This is a genomic window from Natronocella acetinitrilica, assembly GCF_024170285.1.
GTDB lineage: Bacteria > Pseudomonadota > Gammaproteobacteria > Nitrococcales > Aquisalimonadaceae > Natronocella > Natronocella acetinitrilica.
In genome coordinates this window covers 498,590-514,239 of sequence record NZ_JALJXV010000001.1, presented here as the reverse complement: position 1 = coordinate 514,239, position 15,650 = coordinate 498,590, and the positions used below count along the sequence as shown (strand labels likewise).

General features: G+C 60.6%; 15 protein-coding genes. 5 read left to right on the top strand and 10 right to left on the bottom strand.

Features of this window, described 5'->3' with window-relative positions; genetic code table 11:
* Positions 1-31: 31 nt before the first annotated feature.
* Genes J2T57_RS02460 through J2T57_RS02445 form a run of 4 tightly spaced genes read left to right on the top strand, consistent with a single transcriptional unit; the run spans position 32 to position 3,960 of the window.
* Positions 32-1,027: an ABC transporter substrate-binding protein gene (locus tag J2T57_RS02460; protein ID WP_253473701.1), complete on the top strand. Its 996-nt coding sequence runs from the start codon at positions 32-34 to the stop codon at positions 1,025-1,027.
* The gene (locus J2T57_RS02455; RefSeq protein WP_253473699.1) at positions 1,017-1,877 is read left to right on the top strand and encodes an ABC transporter ATP-binding protein; all 861 of its coding nucleotides are present in this window, start codon (positions 1,017-1,019) and stop codon (positions 1,875-1,877) included. The genes J2T57_RS02460 and J2T57_RS02455 overlap by 11 nt, the downstream gene beginning before the upstream one ends.
* Positions 1,874-2,662: an ABC transporter permease gene (locus J2T57_RS02450; RefSeq protein ID WP_253473697.1), complete on the top strand. Its 789-nt coding sequence runs from the start codon at positions 1,874-1,876 to the stop codon at positions 2,660-2,662. The genes J2T57_RS02455 and J2T57_RS02450 overlap by 4 nt, the downstream gene beginning before the upstream one ends.
* A complete protein-coding gene (locus J2T57_RS02445) occupies positions 2,659-3,960 on the top strand; it encodes an amidohydrolase (RefSeq protein WP_253473695.1) in 1,302 nt (433 codons plus the stop codon). The genes J2T57_RS02450 and J2T57_RS02445 overlap by 4 nt, the downstream gene beginning before the upstream one ends.
* A gap of 23 nt (positions 3,961-3,983) precedes the next feature.
* On the opposite strand, the gene J2T57_RS02440 is transcribed toward J2T57_RS02445, so the two are convergent.
* A complete protein-coding gene (locus J2T57_RS02440; RefSeq protein ID WP_253473693.1) occupies positions 3,984-4,919 on the bottom strand; it encodes a LysR family transcriptional regulator in 936 nt (311 codons plus the stop codon).
* Between the two features lie 257 nt (positions 4,920-5,176).
* Here J2T57_RS02440 and J2T57_RS22545 point away from each other — a divergent pair, with 257 nt between their 5' ends.
* Positions 5,177-5,347 carry a hypothetical protein gene (locus tag J2T57_RS22545; protein ID WP_436262679.1) on the top strand — a complete coding sequence of 57 codons (171 nt, stop codon included), beginning with the start codon at positions 5,177-5,179 and terminating at the stop codon, positions 5,345-5,347.
* A 616-nt stretch (positions 5,348-5,963) separates the two neighbouring features.
* Here J2T57_RS22545 and glmS read toward each other — a convergent pair.
* The 9 genes from glmS to J2T57_RS02390 all read right to left on the bottom strand — a co-directional run bounded on the left by glmS (position 5,964) and on the right by J2T57_RS02390 (position 15,605).
* A complete protein-coding gene (gene glmS, locus J2T57_RS02430; protein WP_253473691.1) occupies positions 5,964-7,799 on the bottom strand; it encodes a glutamine--fructose-6-phosphate transaminase (isomerizing) in 1,836 nt (611 codons plus the stop codon).
* A 48-nt stretch (positions 7,800-7,847) separates the two neighbouring features.
* A complete protein-coding gene (locus J2T57_RS02425) occupies positions 7,848-8,693 on the bottom strand; it encodes a universal stress protein (RefSeq protein ID WP_253473689.1) in 846 nt (281 codons plus the stop codon).
* Positions 8,694-8,789: 96 nt separating this feature from the next.
* Positions 8,790-10,172, bottom strand: coding sequence for a bifunctional UDP-N-acetylglucosamine diphosphorylase/glucosamine-1-phosphate N-acetyltransferase GlmU (gene glmU / locus J2T57_RS02420; protein ID WP_253473687.1), 1,383 nt, complete (start codon positions 10,170-10,172; stop codon positions 8,790-8,792).
* Between the two features lie 88 nt (positions 10,173-10,260).
* The gene (locus J2T57_RS02415) at positions 10,261-10,689 is read right to left on the bottom strand and encodes a F0F1 ATP synthase subunit epsilon (RefSeq protein ID WP_253473684.1); all 429 of its coding nucleotides are present in this window, start codon (positions 10,687-10,689) and stop codon (positions 10,261-10,263) included.
* Between the two features lie 15 nt (positions 10,690-10,704).
* Positions 10,705-12,081: a F0F1 ATP synthase subunit beta gene (gene atpD, locus J2T57_RS02410; RefSeq protein WP_253473681.1), complete on the bottom strand. Its 1,377-nt coding sequence runs from the start codon at positions 12,079-12,081 to the stop codon at positions 10,705-10,707.
* A 63-nt stretch (positions 12,082-12,144) separates the two neighbouring features.
* Positions 12,145-13,014, bottom strand: coding sequence for a F0F1 ATP synthase subunit gamma (atpG, locus tag J2T57_RS02405; protein WP_253473678.1), 870 nt, complete (start codon positions 13,012-13,014; stop codon positions 12,145-12,147).
* A gap of 18 nt (positions 13,015-13,032) precedes the next feature.
* A complete protein-coding gene (gene atpA / locus J2T57_RS02400; protein WP_253473675.1) occupies positions 13,033-14,574 on the bottom strand; it encodes a F0F1 ATP synthase subunit alpha in 1,542 nt (513 codons plus the stop codon).
* 13 nt (positions 14,575-14,587) lie between these two features.
* The gene (locus J2T57_RS02395) at positions 14,588-15,124 is read right to left on the bottom strand and encodes a F0F1 ATP synthase subunit delta (protein WP_253473672.1); all 537 of its coding nucleotides are present in this window, start codon (positions 15,122-15,124) and stop codon (positions 14,588-14,590) included.
* A 10-nt stretch (positions 15,125-15,134) separates the two neighbouring features.
* A complete protein-coding gene (locus J2T57_RS02390; protein WP_253473669.1) occupies positions 15,135-15,605 on the bottom strand; it encodes a F0F1 ATP synthase subunit B in 471 nt (156 codons plus the stop codon).
* Between the last annotated feature and the right edge of the window lie 45 nt (positions 15,606-15,650).

Sequence of the window (15,650 nt, the reverse complement as noted above, 5' to 3'; positions counted from 1 at the left end):
CAGATTATCCAATGTTAGGGAGGTCGGATTCATGAAAGCTCATTTCACGCTTCGGCAGTTAGTCACTGCGTCCCTTATGGCTCTCGTTGTTGCTGTTGGCCCATCCATAGCGGCTGCCGCTGATCTCAAATCCGTTTCGGTGCGACTGGACTGGCGGCCCGGTACCCAACATTCACCATTCTTCCATGGCCGTGCTCTGGGCTATTACGAAGAGGAAGGAATTGATCTGCGCATCATCACAGGATCTGGCTCTTCTGACGTCGTGACGCAGGTGGGGTCCAGGGCGGTGGAGTTCGGCCTCGCGGACGCCTTGGTGATATCCCAGGCAATCGACCGGGGAGTGCCCATCATCGCCATCGGCGGCTACTACCAGAGAACGCCGATCGTCGTCATGAGTCCACAAGAAAACCCGGTGCGCGAGCCAAGTGACCTCCTCAACCAGGTACGACTCGGACACAATCGAGGCAGTGCGACTGGACAGGGACTGACCGCGATGCTGGCAGCAAACAACATTGCCATGGAAGACCTCACTCTAATTCCGATCGGATTCGGAGTTGAACCACTGCTCGCCGGCCAGGTGGATGCGATGATGGGTTTCGCCCAGAACCAGCCGGTGGAGGCGGAATTAGCGGGGATGCCTATCCACAGCATGCCGATTTCGGATCACGGTGTGGAAAGTTACGGCCTCACGCTGGTAACAAACCCACAATGGATAGAGTCTGATCCAGATCTTGTCCAGGGTTTTGTGCGGGCGACGCTCCGCGGTCTGCGAGCCTCAATGGAAGATCCGGCCGCAGCGATTGCCAGCGTCATGGCCAATGTGGAAGAGCTTGACGAAGAGCTAGAGCGCAGAAAGCTCGAAATCACCCTCGATTATTGGCTAGGGGACGACGGCGAGGAGGAGTCGATAGGCCGACAGACTGACGAGCGTTGGGCCCGCACGATTGATGTGGCGCTGGAACTTGGACTCATCGATCGCCCCATCGATCCGGCCGTCATCTACACCCAGCAGTTCATTGGCGATTAGCGCGGTGTCCGGCATTTCTATCGGCACGCCCGCGGCTTCAGATAGCAGTGCGGCATCAGCGCCAGGGGGAGTCGAACGTGCTGCAGGGACGCAGCCCTGTATCAATGTACAGAACCTCGAACTCACGTTCTTCACTGGCAACGGGCAAACCACAGCCCTTCAAGACATCAACCTGAGCATAGGAGAGGGCGAGTTCGTCGCTCTCCTCGGGCCCACCGGTTGCGGCAAGAGCTCCATGCTGCGTGTGGTCTCTGATCTCCTTAAACCCACTGCAGGAACTGTGACGATCCGAGGAAAGCCTCCCTCAGTGGCGCGGCAAGCCAACGATTTCGGTTTTGTTTTCCAGGAACCAGCTTTGCTGCCCTGGAGAACTGCATTGGACAACGTACGTCTTCCCTTGGAGGTCGTCGGCTTTCCGGCGGATCAGCGACAGAGCCGGTGCGAAGAACTCCTGGAATCTGTGAACCTCCTCAAATTCAAGGACGCCTATCCGCACGAACTCTCTGGTGGCATGAAGCAGCGGATTGCCATCATCAGGGCTCTGAGCTGGCGACCATCCATTCTATTAATGGACGAGCCCTTCAGCGCACTGGATGAGATTACCAAGGGACAACTTCAGGAAGACCTGTTGGAGCTGTGGGAATCCGAGCGAAAAACCGTGCTGTTTGTTACTCACAATATCAGCGAAGCAGTGTATCTGGCTGATCGCGTTGTCGTGCTATCCAGTCATCCCGGACGAATCCGACGCATCCTTCCCGTTGAGCTTCCGAGGCCTCGGGCGGAGAACATCAGGGAGACGATGGAGTTCCTGCGCCATGTGCGCGAGGCGAGAGAGGAGCTCACAGTTTGACTGTTACCGACCCGTCCGCCGCCAAAGAGCGTTACTGGACCCGATTCCTTCCCCCAGTGCTGATTCTGGTGACGGTACTGGCTGGGTGGCAGACGGTAGTTCGACTACTCGATATTCCTCTTTGGTTGCTGCCTGCTCCGACCGACATCGTGCAACGTTTCTTCCAGACATCGAATCTCGCCTACCACACGGGAATCACGGTACTGGAAGCAGGATCGGGATTTCTCATTTCCGCTGTGCTGGCCATTTTTCTGGCATCGGCTATCGTCCATTCCAAGTTCCTGGAACGAGGGCTGCTGCCGTATATCATCATCTCTAACGCCATTCCTATCATCGCAATCATCCCGCTACTGACGATCTGGTTCGGATTCGGCATGGCGCCACGGGTCATGATCTGCATGATCATCACCTTCTTTCCGATTGTTACCAACACGACCCAAGGGTTGAAGTCTGCCGACCCGCGGGCACTGGAATTCATGCGCTCCATCAACGCGACCCGCCTTGAGATTCTCACGAAAGTACAGCTGCCAAGCGCACTGCCCTCAATCTTCGCGGGCTTCAAGATCGCGGCATCTTTGAGCCTTGTGGGAGCCGTGGTAGCGGAGTTCTACAGCTCGGACCGGGGGCTCGGCTTTCTCATCATTACCGCGGCGACCCAGTTACGGACCGATTTACTCTTTGTCGCTGTCGCGATTCTGGCGGCCCTGGGCGTTACCGCTTTCTTTTTCTTCGCCTGGCTCGAGAATCGGGCGCTGCGAGGTCAGCAAGCTGAGGCTACGAGATGAGCAGAGATTCATTGTGCATACGTGACGTGCTGATTGTTCCGGGAGGTGTGGGCGCACCCCTGCCGTACTACGGGTGGGTCGAAGTGCGGGACGGCAAGTTCGCAGACATGGGACAAGGTTCGCCCAAACGGGAATTTTCAGGAGAGGTGATTGAGGGAAACGGAGACGTCTTGCTACCGGGGCTAATGAACCTTCACGCGCACTCCCACTCCAGCCTGACGCGTGGCAGCGCAGAGGGCGCCAGCCTGGAGGACTGGCTGACGATGGTAGAGCGCGAACAGCAGATACTCACCGAAGAGGATGCGTATACCGGGGCCTTGGCAACGTACGCTGAAGCAGTGCTCTCTGGCACAACAACAATCCTCGACATGTGCCTGAAACCGCGCGCGGCAATTGCGGCGGCGCGGGATATCGGCATTCGCGCCATCATCGCGCCCTACGCTGCCGACACCAAACCGTTTTCACCACCTCTTGAGCTGACAGAGGAATTGCTTCAAGCCACGTCGAACCAGACAGATCCGGTCCAGGTCTGGGTTGGCGCGCACGATCTGGAGAGTTGCAGCGATGATCAGATTCAGGTCGCGGCCGCGCTTGCCAAGAAGTACTGCACTGGACTGCATATGCACTGTTCCGAGTCCCGGTTCTCTGTCGAGGCAACCCGAGGTCGCACGGGGCGAACCCCGATCCAACAACTCGGAGAGCTATGCGCGCTTACGGACCGCACCCTGCTCGCGCACTGCGTGTGGGCGGATGAAGCGGACCAGCGTCTACTTCGGGAAAATGGCACCCATGTGACCCACTGCCCCCATGCAAATCTCAAACTGGGATCAGGGTTTGCACCAGTGCCCGCGATGCTGGAGCAGGGGATCAATATCTGCCTGGGAACAGATGGCGCGAAAGCCAATAACCGGCTGGACATGTTCGACGTGATGAAATTCGCCTCCCTGTTGCACAAGGGCATTAAACAGGATCCCCGCGTAATGCCTGCCAATGTGGTCCTCGATATGGCAACACATGGCGCTGCCAAGGCGATACAGAATCCTTTCCTTGGTCGTATAGCCCCTGGCATGACGGCGGACTTCATTACCGTCCGCACGGACGGCTATCACCTCCTGCCCATGGTCCCGGATACCGTGGTAACCAACCTGGTTCATGCGGCACGCGGTTCAGACACCTCGCTTGTTTTCGTCAATGGCCGCATGGTCGCTCGAGACGGAGAACTTGTATCCAAGCAAGGTTGCGGCTTGATGGGACGCTATCGCCAAACAGGGCTCGATCTGCTCGACCGTACAGCGTAAATCACGTACCGAATTTCGGTTTCTCATGCCTCGTTTACCGAGCGTAGGGCCTGCCCAATGCGAGTCGCCAGAACCGGAAACGGCAGGCGGTGCTGCACAAGCAAGGTCAAGCGCTGCACGGACAACCGTCGATCATGAAGACGGACGAACGCCAGCTTTCCGCTCTCCATCTCGTCGGAGAGGCCGAGCCTGGTCTTCAGCGCAACGCCTAAACTGCAACTCGCAAGCAAACTCATGGCCGCGATGCTGTTCGTGACCAGATGAACTTTCAGTGGCCACTCACCATCGACCTCACTCACCGCTTTATGCAGCATCAGAGACCGATCCGGCAGGAAAATGGGGTAGTCCACCAGATCTCGAATCCGCAAGCGGTCCGCCGACGCCAAAGGATGATTGGCAGCCATGACGGCGCCCAGGTTCAGATGCGCCGTCTCATAGACATATTGCTCGCTCTGGGCAGGCACATTGAACGCCACGCCAATGTCTGCCTCACCCTGCTCTATCATCTCCAGCACCTGACTATTCCCGGCCACATGCAAGGAAACCTTTACGTGAGGGTGGTCGCGCCAGAAACTGTCCATCGCCGGAACCAGCAGTGCTCTGGCCGCGCTCTCAACGATGACGATGCGAACATGACCAGACTGTTGTCCCGCCAGGTCACGGATCTCTCTCTGGGCAGATTGCAATTCTCGCGTTGTTCGACGGACATGAAAGAGCAGCAACTCCCCGGCACTGGTAAGAGCGAGCCCGTGGGCTAGGCGCTCGAACAACGGCACACCAAGTTGACTCTCGAGACGAGTAATTTGCCGACTTATCGCCGATGCAGACACATGTAATACCTGCGATGCGCCGCGAATAGATCCGGATTCCGCCGCAACCTGGAAGTAGGCCAGGGCAGTGGAGTCCATTTGCTCGCTACGGCGTTGCCCAGCACGGCGGTCCAACGTCTGTATATTCATCGAAACCTTGCTTCCCGCTGAGACCTGCGCATGCGAATCTTCTGATGAGATTTTCGCATCGACCAACAGTGAGCCAATGCCAAAGCACGTATCGGGCCAGATGCATCACTGTGGGGGACTGCCGCCCAGAATGTCTTCTAGTATAGGTTCGCGTTGGCGGTGCTGGAGCACACAGAGGCGCATTTGGCAGCGTTGCGGTAAACCACGTCCTGATGCGATGACCTGGATTCGAGCTCCGGCAAGACATATGCAACTGCATGCGCACCATTAGCGGGCACGCCAAGCAAGCGTGCACCAATACTGGCAGCGGCTGGGCCTATGTCTCGATTCGCTATACGGAAAGTTTGGCTGAAGCTGGCCTGGAGCCATCTGTCGGCAACCGAGGCGACAGCGACGTCAACGCGTTGGCAGAGACCATCAAAGGCTGATGGAACCCCCGGGGTATATTCCCCTTGCAGAAGCTGAGGCAAACCATTTAAGGCAGATCTCCAGTCAGGCCGCCATCGCAGCCTGACTAAACCAACGAGCCTCCGCGAAAAGCGGGGCGGTTCAGACTCCAGAAGGAGTCCTTCACTAGCATCGACTGGCCGCTCTGGAGTCGCACCACCGGTTACCAGCACGTTACTGATCGGCCATCTTCAGATCTTCACCCACATCCAGCGCACGTAGGCTTGCGGCTGCACTTGGCCCATGTGGCGTTGACTGGTCTGACGAACCACCAAATGGTGGATTCAGCGAGTGGACAAGAAAGCCCGCCCGGGCTGCGGAACGCGGTCTGTTACCCCAAGTCGGAGGGTGTCCCAAGGCAGCACGCACCATCCCCCCCTGCGTGCGTCGATGCCTGCGGCTTCGGTCCGGTCGCATGGCCAGTACCACTCCTTTTCGAGTGAACTGGCCAAGAAGGCACGAAACCTCTAGGCGCAAAAGCTCTAGCTAAACAATGTTCTCAACTAGTTCGCAAACTAGCGGAGATTGTACGAAACCATTCCAATTGTCCGCGTTTGAATTCGAAGAAGACAAAGACACTTATCCTGGGCCGCTCACTTACTCCACCGTCACCGACTTCGCCAGATTTCGGGGCTTATCCACGTCGGTGCCCTTCAGCAGGGCTACATGGTAGGCGAGCAGTTGCAGAGGCACCGTATACACCACGGCTGCCAACGCGTCATCCACGGCGGGAACACTCACGAGGCGCAGCCCCGGGCTGTCTTCGAAGGTGGTGCGTTCGTCGGCGAAGACAAATAACTGACCACCCCGGGCCTGCACTTCCTGCAGGTTCGACTTGAGCTTTTCCATGAGTTCGTCATTGGGGGCAACGGCGACCACGGGCATCTCGGCATCTACCAGGGCCAGGGGGCCGTGTTTGAGTTCGCCAGCCGGGTATGCCTCGGCATGGATGTATGAGATTTCCTTCAGCTTCAGCGCGCCTTCCATCGCCACCGGGTAGAGCGGCCCACGGCCCAGAAACAGGCTGTGGTGCTTGTCGGCGAACGCTTCGGACAGTTTCGCGATGTCCGCATCCATCTGCAGAACGCGGTCGATCAGCGCCGGCAGGGCGTGCAAGCCCTCCACTAGCCGGGCTTCGGTATCCGCAGTCATGGCGTGCCGGCGCCCCAGGGCAATGACCAGCAGGAGCAATGCGGCCAACTGGGTTGTGAAGGCCTTGGTGGAGGCAACACCGATCTCGGGGCCGGCACGCGTCATCAGCACCAGGTCGGATTCCCGCACCAGCGAACTCTCCGCTACGTTGCAAATGGCGAGCGTGGCTAGGTGCTTCGCCTGGGACTTCACTTCACGCAGTGCGGCGAGGCTGTCGGCCGTCTCGCCGGACTGGGAGATGGTCACGAACAGGGTGCCGGGGCTCACCACATGGGGCCGATAGCGATACTCGCTGGCCACTTCCACGTCGCAGGGTAGCCCTGCCAGGCTTTCGAACCAGTAACGGGCAATCATGCCCGCATGATTGCTGGTACCGCAGGCAACGATCTGGATTCGCTGGACCTGGTCGAACACGGCACCAGCGTCCGGCCCGAAGACTTCCGGCAACACCCGATCACGGGAAAGCCGCCCTTCCAGGGTTTCTGCCAGAACCCGCGGCTGCTCGTAGATCTCCTTCAGCATGTAGTGGCGATAGCTGCCCTTGTCCGCCGCTGTCGCCGAGAGTTGTGAACGCTTCACCGGGCGCTCGACCACCTTGCCCCTGGCGTCATGGATGATCACGGCATCGCGGGTAATGAGCGCGATGTCGCCTTCTTCCAGAAAAATGAACTCCTGGGTCACCGGCAACAGGGCAGAGACGTCCGAGGCAATGAAGTGCTCGCCGATACCCACGCCGATCACCAGGGGCGATCCCCGGCGGGCGGCGATCAGTCGGTCGGGCTCGGCGCTGCAGATGACGCCGAAGGCATAGGCGCCCTCGAGTTCGGTGAGACTGGTTCGCACCGCCTCGAAAAGTTCACCGCCCTGACCCATGTTGTGGTGGATGAGATTGACCACCACTTCGGTGTCGGTCTCGGAACTGAAGCTGTAGCCGTCGGCCTGCAAGCGGGACCGGAGTGCGGCGTAGTTTTCGATGATCCCGTTATGCACGATGGCGACGGCGTCGCGGGCCACATGTGGGTGGGCGTTGTTGTCTGTCGGCTTGCCGTGGGTTGCCCATCGGGTGTGGGCGATACCCAACCGCCCGGTGAGGGGGGTTTCCTCCAGGGCGCTCTCCAGCCGCTCCACCTTTCCCGCAGCACGCTGGCGCCGAATCACGCACTCCTGGTCGAGTATGGCCATGCCGGCAGAGTCGTAACCACGGTATTCCAGTCGGCGCAGGCCTTCCAACAGGATACGGGACACATCGCGCTCGGCGACGGCGCCAACGATACCGCACATACAAGTTCTCCCAGTTCGGTTACGGATCAGCGGTGTCGGATGCGTTCTTCAGTCCAGGCCCGAACGGTGCGGGACCATCAGCACTGAGCAGTTGGCGTATCGCACCACGTTCTGAATGGTACTGCCTAGCAGCAATTCCCTGATCGGGCTGTGGCCCCGCTTGCCCATGATGATCATGGAGCTGCCTTCGTCCTCGGCAATACGGCGAATTTCGGAAGAGGCGGTGCCTTCCACGATGCGAACCACCGGTGGTTGCTGCATATTGGGCAAGCGGTCAACCAGAGCCTGCATGGTGGATTGGGCACGCTCCCGGGCACCTTCTTCGCCAAAGGCGTCCACCTCATCATCTTCCATCACATGCACCAGCACCAGCCGACGGGCCTGGCCGGCGAGGTCCACGGCCATCTGCTCGGCGTCCGCAGCCGTACCCGAGAAATCCGTCGCCAGCAGAAGATGATCGAAACCCCTGCCGCGGACCTGCCGCGACTCGCCCTCGATGGGTTCGATCAGGGTGGGGACCGAGGTCTTGCGAATCAGTTGCAGTATGGTGGAGCCGCGCATGAATTCGCGGAAATACTGTTCCCCCCGGGAGCCCACGAGGATCAGGGATGCGCCGCGGAGCCGCGCCAGGTGTGCGAACTCGTGGGCCGGTTGCCCGGTTCGCACCTCAAGATTCACCTTGAAGCCCGCTTCCTCGAGCACGGTACGCTGTTCTTCCAGGCGTCGATGTGTCTCCTCGCGATGTTCCGCCGACTGCTCCTCGACGTGGTGGGAGCGGAGCACATCCACCAGCGTGAGTTCCCGGGCGCCTCGTGCGCGCAATTCCTCAAGACTGGCCAGCAGGGGCGAGGAGGCAGAGGCGAAGTGGGCTGCGACAACGACATGCTCGAACATGGGAGAACTCCTGTTCCAACCGCGGGAGATACCGAGCGACTCCATCAGTTCGCTCTAATAAAAGCATCGACGGCGATGGTCCCCCCGTCAACGGTGTCAGTCGCGTTTTTTGGTGTCTCGTCGTTGCGGCCAACCCTCGATATTGGCCTGCTCGGTCCGGCTGATGACCAGACAATGGTCGGGCGCATCACGGGTTACCGTGGTTCCAGCGGCCACCACGCAGCCTGCACCAACGGTGACCGGCGCCACGAGTTGAGTATCCGAGCCGATGAAGCTCCCGTCGCCGATGCGGGTTTCGTGCTTGTTGGTTCCGTCGTAATTGCAGGTAATCGTGCCAGCGCCAACATTCACGCCGGCGCCAAGCACGGCATCGCCGACATAGCTCAGGTGGTTCACCTTGGTGCCCGGGCCAAGGCTCGCCTTTTTCAGCTCGACGAAATTACCGGCCTTCGCTCCCTGTTCCAGAACCGTACCAGGTCGCAAGCGGGCAAACGGGCCGATGTGGGCATCCGCGGCCACGGTGGCTCCATCAATCAGGCTGTAGGGCTCCACGTGGACGTTTTCACCCAGGCGACAATCACGTAAGACCGCGCCGGCGCCGATGACGCTGCCGGCGCCGATCTCCACATTTCCTTCAAAGATGCAGTTGATGTCGATGGTAACATCCGTGGCACAGTGCAGCTTGCCGCGGACGTCGAGACGGGCCGGATCGACAATAGTCACCCCGTTGCGCATGAGGGATTCGGCAATACGTTGCTGCAAGGCGCGCTCACAGGTGGCCAGTTGAACCCGGTTGTTGACGCCAGCCACCTCCAGCGCATCCGAAGCACGCACGGCGTTGACCGTGCCGCCGTCGCCAGCCCGCAGGGCGACCACGTCGGTAAGGTAGTACTCACCCTGGGCATTGTCGTTGGTGCAACGGGCAAGCAGGGTGTGGAGCAAGGCAGCCGGAGCGGCCATCATGCCGGTATTGGTCTCGGTGATTCGGCGCTGCTCAAGGGTGGCGTCCTTTTCCTCGACGATGCCGACGACCGCGCCTTCTGGGCCGCGTTGAATGCGCCCATAACCGGTGGGGTCGACCAGTTCCACGGTGAGTACGGCGACCGTTTCCGTCGCCGCCTCGCAGAGGGGCTGCAAGGTGGCTTCGCGCACCAGGGGAACGTCGCCGTAGAGCACCAGAACCATGGCATCGTCGGGGATACCGGGCAGCGCTTGCCGGACGGCATGGCCGGTGCCGAGCTGTTGTTCCTGGGCCACCCAGTGCAGATCGTCGTCGCGAATCACCTGCTGCAGGGTCGCACCGCCATGGCCATGGACCAGGTGAATCGCCTGGGGCGCGAGATTGCGGGCCGTGTCGATGACATGGGCAAGCATGGGCCGGCCGGCGACGGGGTGTAGCACCTTCGGCAGGGCCGAGCGCATGCGGGTGCCCTGACCGGCAGCAAGGATTACGACGTGCAATGGCGGTTTTGCGGCCATGTTCCAGGTCTCCAAAAGAAAACCGCCGCGTCGCTGAAGCGAGGCGGCGGTTCAGTATCACATACCCGAGGGGCGCAAGACGAAAAGGCTACTTCTTGCCCCGCTTCTTGCGCAGGCTCTGGATGGCCCGCAGCTGCGCCGCGGCTGCAGCCAACTCGGTCTGCGCCCTGGCGTAGTCCATTTCGCCGGTGCGGTTACGGATCGCCTCTTCGGCCCGTTTCTTGGCCTCTTCGGCGGCGGCCTCGTCGAGATCCTTGGCCCGCGCAGCGGTGTCGGCCAGGATGGTGACGACCTTGGGCTGCACTTCGATCATCCCGCCGGAGACATAAAAATACTGCTCTTCGTCGCCGGACAGCCGGACTCGCACTTCACCGGGCTGCAGCCGGGCAAGCAACGGGGCATGACGCGGCATGATACCGAGCTCACCCTCCGTGGCGCGGGCGACCACGAATTCCACCTCGCCGGAGAAGATCTCCTCTTCGGCGCTGACGACGTCCAGGTGCATGGTGCTGGCCATGTGGCTACCTTTCGGTTAGAGGTTCTTCGCCTTCTCGACGGCTTCCTCGATGGTGCCGACCATGTAGAAGGCCTGTTCAGGCAGATCATCGTATTCACCGGCCACGATGCCCTTGAAGCCACGAATCGTGTCTTTCAGGGAGACGTACTTGCCGGGAGCGCCAGTGAACACTTCCGCCACGAAGAAGGGCTGGGACAGGAAGCGCTGGATCTTCCGCGCCCGGGAGACGGTGAGCTTGTCCTCTTCGGACAGCTCGTCCATGCCCAGAATCGCGATGATGTCCTTCAATTCCTTATAGCGCTGCAGCGTGCCCTGAACCGAGCGCGCCACGTCGTAGTGCTCATCACCAATCACCAACGGGTCGAGCTGACGGCTGGTGGAATCCAGCGGGTCCACAGCCGGATAGATACCCAGGGACGCGATGTCACGGGACAACACCACGGTGGCGTCCAGGTGGGCGAAGGTGGTGGCCGGGGACGGGTCAGTCAGGTCATCCGCAGGCACGTACACGGCCTGGATTGAGGTGATTGAACCCGTCTTGGTGGAGGTGATGCGCTCCTGCAGCACACCCATTTCCTCGGCCAGGGTCGGCTGGTAGCCCACCGCGGAGGGCATACGGCCGAGCAGCGCCGACACCTCGGTGCCCGCCAGGGTGTAACGGTAAATGTTGTCGACGAACAGCAGCACGTCGCGGCCTTCGTCACGGAAGTACTCGGCCATGGTCAGGCCGGTCAGTGCGACACGCAGACGGTTGCCAGGAGGCTCGTTCATCTGGCCGTAAACCAGAGCCACCTTGTCGAGCACGTTGGAGTCTTTCATCTCGTGATAGAAGTCGTTCCCTTCACGAGTACGCTCGCCAACACCGGCGAACACGGAGAACCCACTGTGCTCGATGGCGATGTTACGGATGAGCTCCATCATGTTGACGGTCTTGCCCACACCGGCGCCACCGAAGAGGCCGACCTTGCCGCCCTTGGCGAAGGGGCACATGAGGTCAATAACCTTGATGCCGGTTTCGAGCAGCTCCTGGCTGGCGGCCTGTTCGTCGAACTTCGGCGCCGAGCGGTGGATACCCCAGCTTTCCTCGTTGCCGATTTCGCCGGCCTCATCGATGGGGTTACCGAGCACATCCATGATCCGGCCCAGGGTCTTCTGACCCACCGGCACGGAAATGGCCTTGCCGGTGCTCACCACGGAGATACCCCGCTTCAGACCGTCTGTGGTCCCCATCGCGATGCAGCGTACGACGCCGTCACCAATCTGCTGCTGCACTTCCAGCACCAGACCGCCTTCGTCGACGTTCAGAGCATCGTAGACCCTAGGCACGGAATCGCGGGGAAACTCCACGTCGACGACCGCACCGATGATCTGGACAATCTTTCCCGAGCTCATACCCCAGTTCCTCTAGATTCGATTCTTGAAAACGGCGTCAGCCCCGTGGGCTGCGGTACCGGTCTAGACTGCTGCCGCCCCGGAGACGATTTCACTCAACTCAGTGGTGATCGCCGCCTGACGCGCCTTGTTGTAGACCAGCTGCAATTCGTCGATCAGTGACTCAGCGTTATCGGAGGCGCTCTTCATGGCAACCATGCGCGCCGCCTGTTCACTGGCAATGTTGTCTACCACGGCCTGATAGACCAGGGATTCCACGTATCGCTCGAGCAGGTGATCAAGCACTTCCACGGCGTCGGGCTCGTAGATGTAGTCCCAGCCGTACTGCTGCTCTTCCTCGTCGTCCGCCTCGACCGGCTGCAACGGCAGCAGTGTCTCGAGCCGGGGTTCCTGGGTCATGGTGTTGATGAAGCGGTTATACACCAGGACGATCTGGTCAAGCTCACCTTCCCGATAGGCGTCCAGCATGACCTTGATGGAGCCCAGCAGATCGGCGATACGCGGCGTATCGCCAAGGTGCGTCACATTGGCAACCAGGTTCGCGTTGAGCCGCGAGAAGAACTGCAGCCCCTTGTTACCGATGGCGCAGACATCGACGTCCAGCCCTTTCTGCTGACAGGTCGCGAGTTGCGGCAATAGCTTGCGAAACAGATTGGCGTTCAGGCCACCACAGAGCCCGCGATCGGACGTGACGACGATGAATCCCACGCGCTTGACTTCGCGCTCCACGAGAAACGGATGGCGGTATTCCGGGTCGGCTTTCGCCAGATGCGCAATCACGTTGCGAATCTTGTCGGAATACGGACGAGCACGCTGCATGCGCTGTTGCGCTGAACGCATCTTGCTCGCCGCCACCATTTCCATGGCACTGGTGATCTTCTGCGTACTCTGGACGCTCTTGATCTGCGTGCGAATCTCTTTTGCGCCGGCCATGCGTCTGCCCCTATCCGGTTACCAGGTGCCCTGCGACTTGAACTCCTCGACAGCCTTCTTGAAGCCTTTCTCGATGGCGTCATCGAAGTTGCCGGTATCGTTCACCTTCTTGGCAAGCTCGGCGTGATTGCCGTTCAGGTGCGCGTGCAGTCCGTCCTCGAACGGGCCCACCTGCTTCATCTCCAGGTCGTCCAGGTAGCCTTCGTTGGCGGCATACAGCGAGATTGCGATCTCGGCGATGGACAGCGGCGAGTACTGGCGCTGCTTCATCAGCTCGGTCACGCGCTGACCCCGCTCAAGCTGCTTACGGGTGGCTTCGTCCAGATCCGATGCAAACTGCGCGAAGGCCGCCAGCTCCCGATACTGAGCCAGCGCCAGACGGATACCACCACCGAGCTTCTTGATGATCTTGGTCTGGGCCGCACCACCGACTCGGGACACCGAAATACCGGCGTTGATGGCCGGGCGGATACCGGAGTTGAAGAGGTCCGTTTCCAGGAAGATCTGACCGTCGGTGATGGAGATCACGTTGGTTGGTACGAATGCCGACACGTCACCGGCCTGAGTCTCGATGATCGGCAGTGCGGTGAGAGAACCCGTCTTGCCCTTCACCTCGCCGTTAGTGATCTTCTCGACGTACTCGGCATTGATCCGCGCGGCCCGCTCCAGCAACCGGGAGTGCAGGTAGAAGACGTCACCGGGGTAGGCTTCGCGGCCGGGCGGACGGCGCAGCAACAGGGAAACCTGCCGATAGGCCACCGCCTGCTTGGAGAGGTCATCATAGACGATCAGGGCATCTTCGCCGCGATCGCGGAAGTACTCACCCATGGTGCACCCGGCATAGGGCGCGATGAACTGCATGGCCGCCGACTCGGAGGCGGCTGCAGCCACGACGATGGTGTGCTCGAGAGCGCCATGCTCCTCGAGCTTGCGCACCACGTTGGCGATGGAGGAAGCCTTCTGGCCCACCGCGACGTAGACGCACTTGATGCCACTACCCTTCTGGTTGATGATCGCGTCAATCGCGACAGCGGTCTTGCCAGTCTGGCGGTCACCGATGATCAACTCGCGCTGGCCGCGGCCAATGGGCACCATGGCGTCGATGGCCTTGAGACCGGTCTGCACCGGCTGGTCCACCGACTGCCGTGCGATAACGCCCGGCGCAACCTTCTCCACCGGAGCGGTGGTCTTGGTGTCGATTGGGCCCTTGCCGTCGATGGGGTTGCCCAGGGCATCAACCACGCGACCCAGCAGGGCCTCGCCCGTGGGCACTTCCAGAATGCGGCCGGTGCATTTGACCGAGGCACCTTCGGTAATGTGCCGGTAGTCACCGAGAATAACCGCACCCACGGAATCCCGTTCCAGGTTCAATGCCATGCCGAACGTGTTGTCGGGGAACTCGAGCATCTCCCCCTGCATGACATCGGCGAGGCCGGCAATGCGGACGATACCGTCCTGCACCGATACGGCGGTGCCTTCATTACGGGCCTCGGACGCGCCCTCGAAATTTTCGAGGCGCTGCTTGATGAGATCACTGATTTCCGACGCTTTGAGTTGCATTGGAGTCGTCCCCTTAGCGGCTCAGCTGCGTGGCCATGCGCTGCAAGCGCCCACGCACCGAACCATCGATAACCAAATCCCCTGCACGAATGATGGCGCCACCGAGCAGTCGCTCGTCCACCGCCGTCTCCAGGGAGACTTTGCGTTGCAAGCGGTTGCCCAGGGCTTTGGCCAGCTCATCCCGCACCTTGTCTTCCACCGGCAGCGCCGACGTCAGCAGAGCCTGGAGCGTCCCTTCCTCGGCGGCACGAAGCTCTTCGAACTGCTTCACCAGAGCCGGCAGCGCCATCAGCCGGCGGTTCTCGGCGAGTAGTCGAATCAGGTTCCGCCCCGCTTCGCTAAGCCGGTCGCCGCAGAGGTCTGAAAACAGGCCTACCAGTTCGTCCGCCGACGGACGCGGGCTGGAGAGCACGGGTTGCATGCGCTCATCGGCCGCAATCAGCCCGAGCAACTGCAGCGTCTCGGACCAGGGGCCGAGCTGCTTGTGCTCCTTGGCATGCTTGAAGACTGCCTGCGCGTACGGCCGGGCGATGGTGGTCAATTCAGCCATCGTGTCCGCCTCAGAGTTGCTTGGCCAGATCGGTCAGCAGGTCATTGTGCGACTTGGCGTCCACCTCGCGCTCCAGCACACGGGAAGCCCCGGTGATGGCGAGTGTGACCACCTGTTCGCGCAGTTCGCGCTTGACCTTGTTGAGCTCCTGCTCGATTTGCGCCTGGGCCTGAGCCAGCTGGCGCTCGCCTTCCTTGCGGGCAGTCTCGCGAGCTTCTTCAACCAGTTCGTTGGCACGCTTGTTGGCCTGATCGAGCATTTCATTGGCCTTGGCGCGGGCCTCTTTCAACAGCTCAGCCTTTTGGGCTTCCGCGTCTTCGAGGTCCTTGCGGCCGCGCTCCGCGGCGGCAAGCCCGTCACTGATCTTCTGCTGCCGTTCCTGCATGGCCTGCGTAAGCACTGGCCATACGAACTTCATGGTGAACCAGACGAAGATGCCGAAGGCAATCATCTGGCCTAAGAGCGTGGCATTGATACCCATGCCATCCCCTCCGATGCCGAAACCTGGAATTTACCGGCGAGGCCG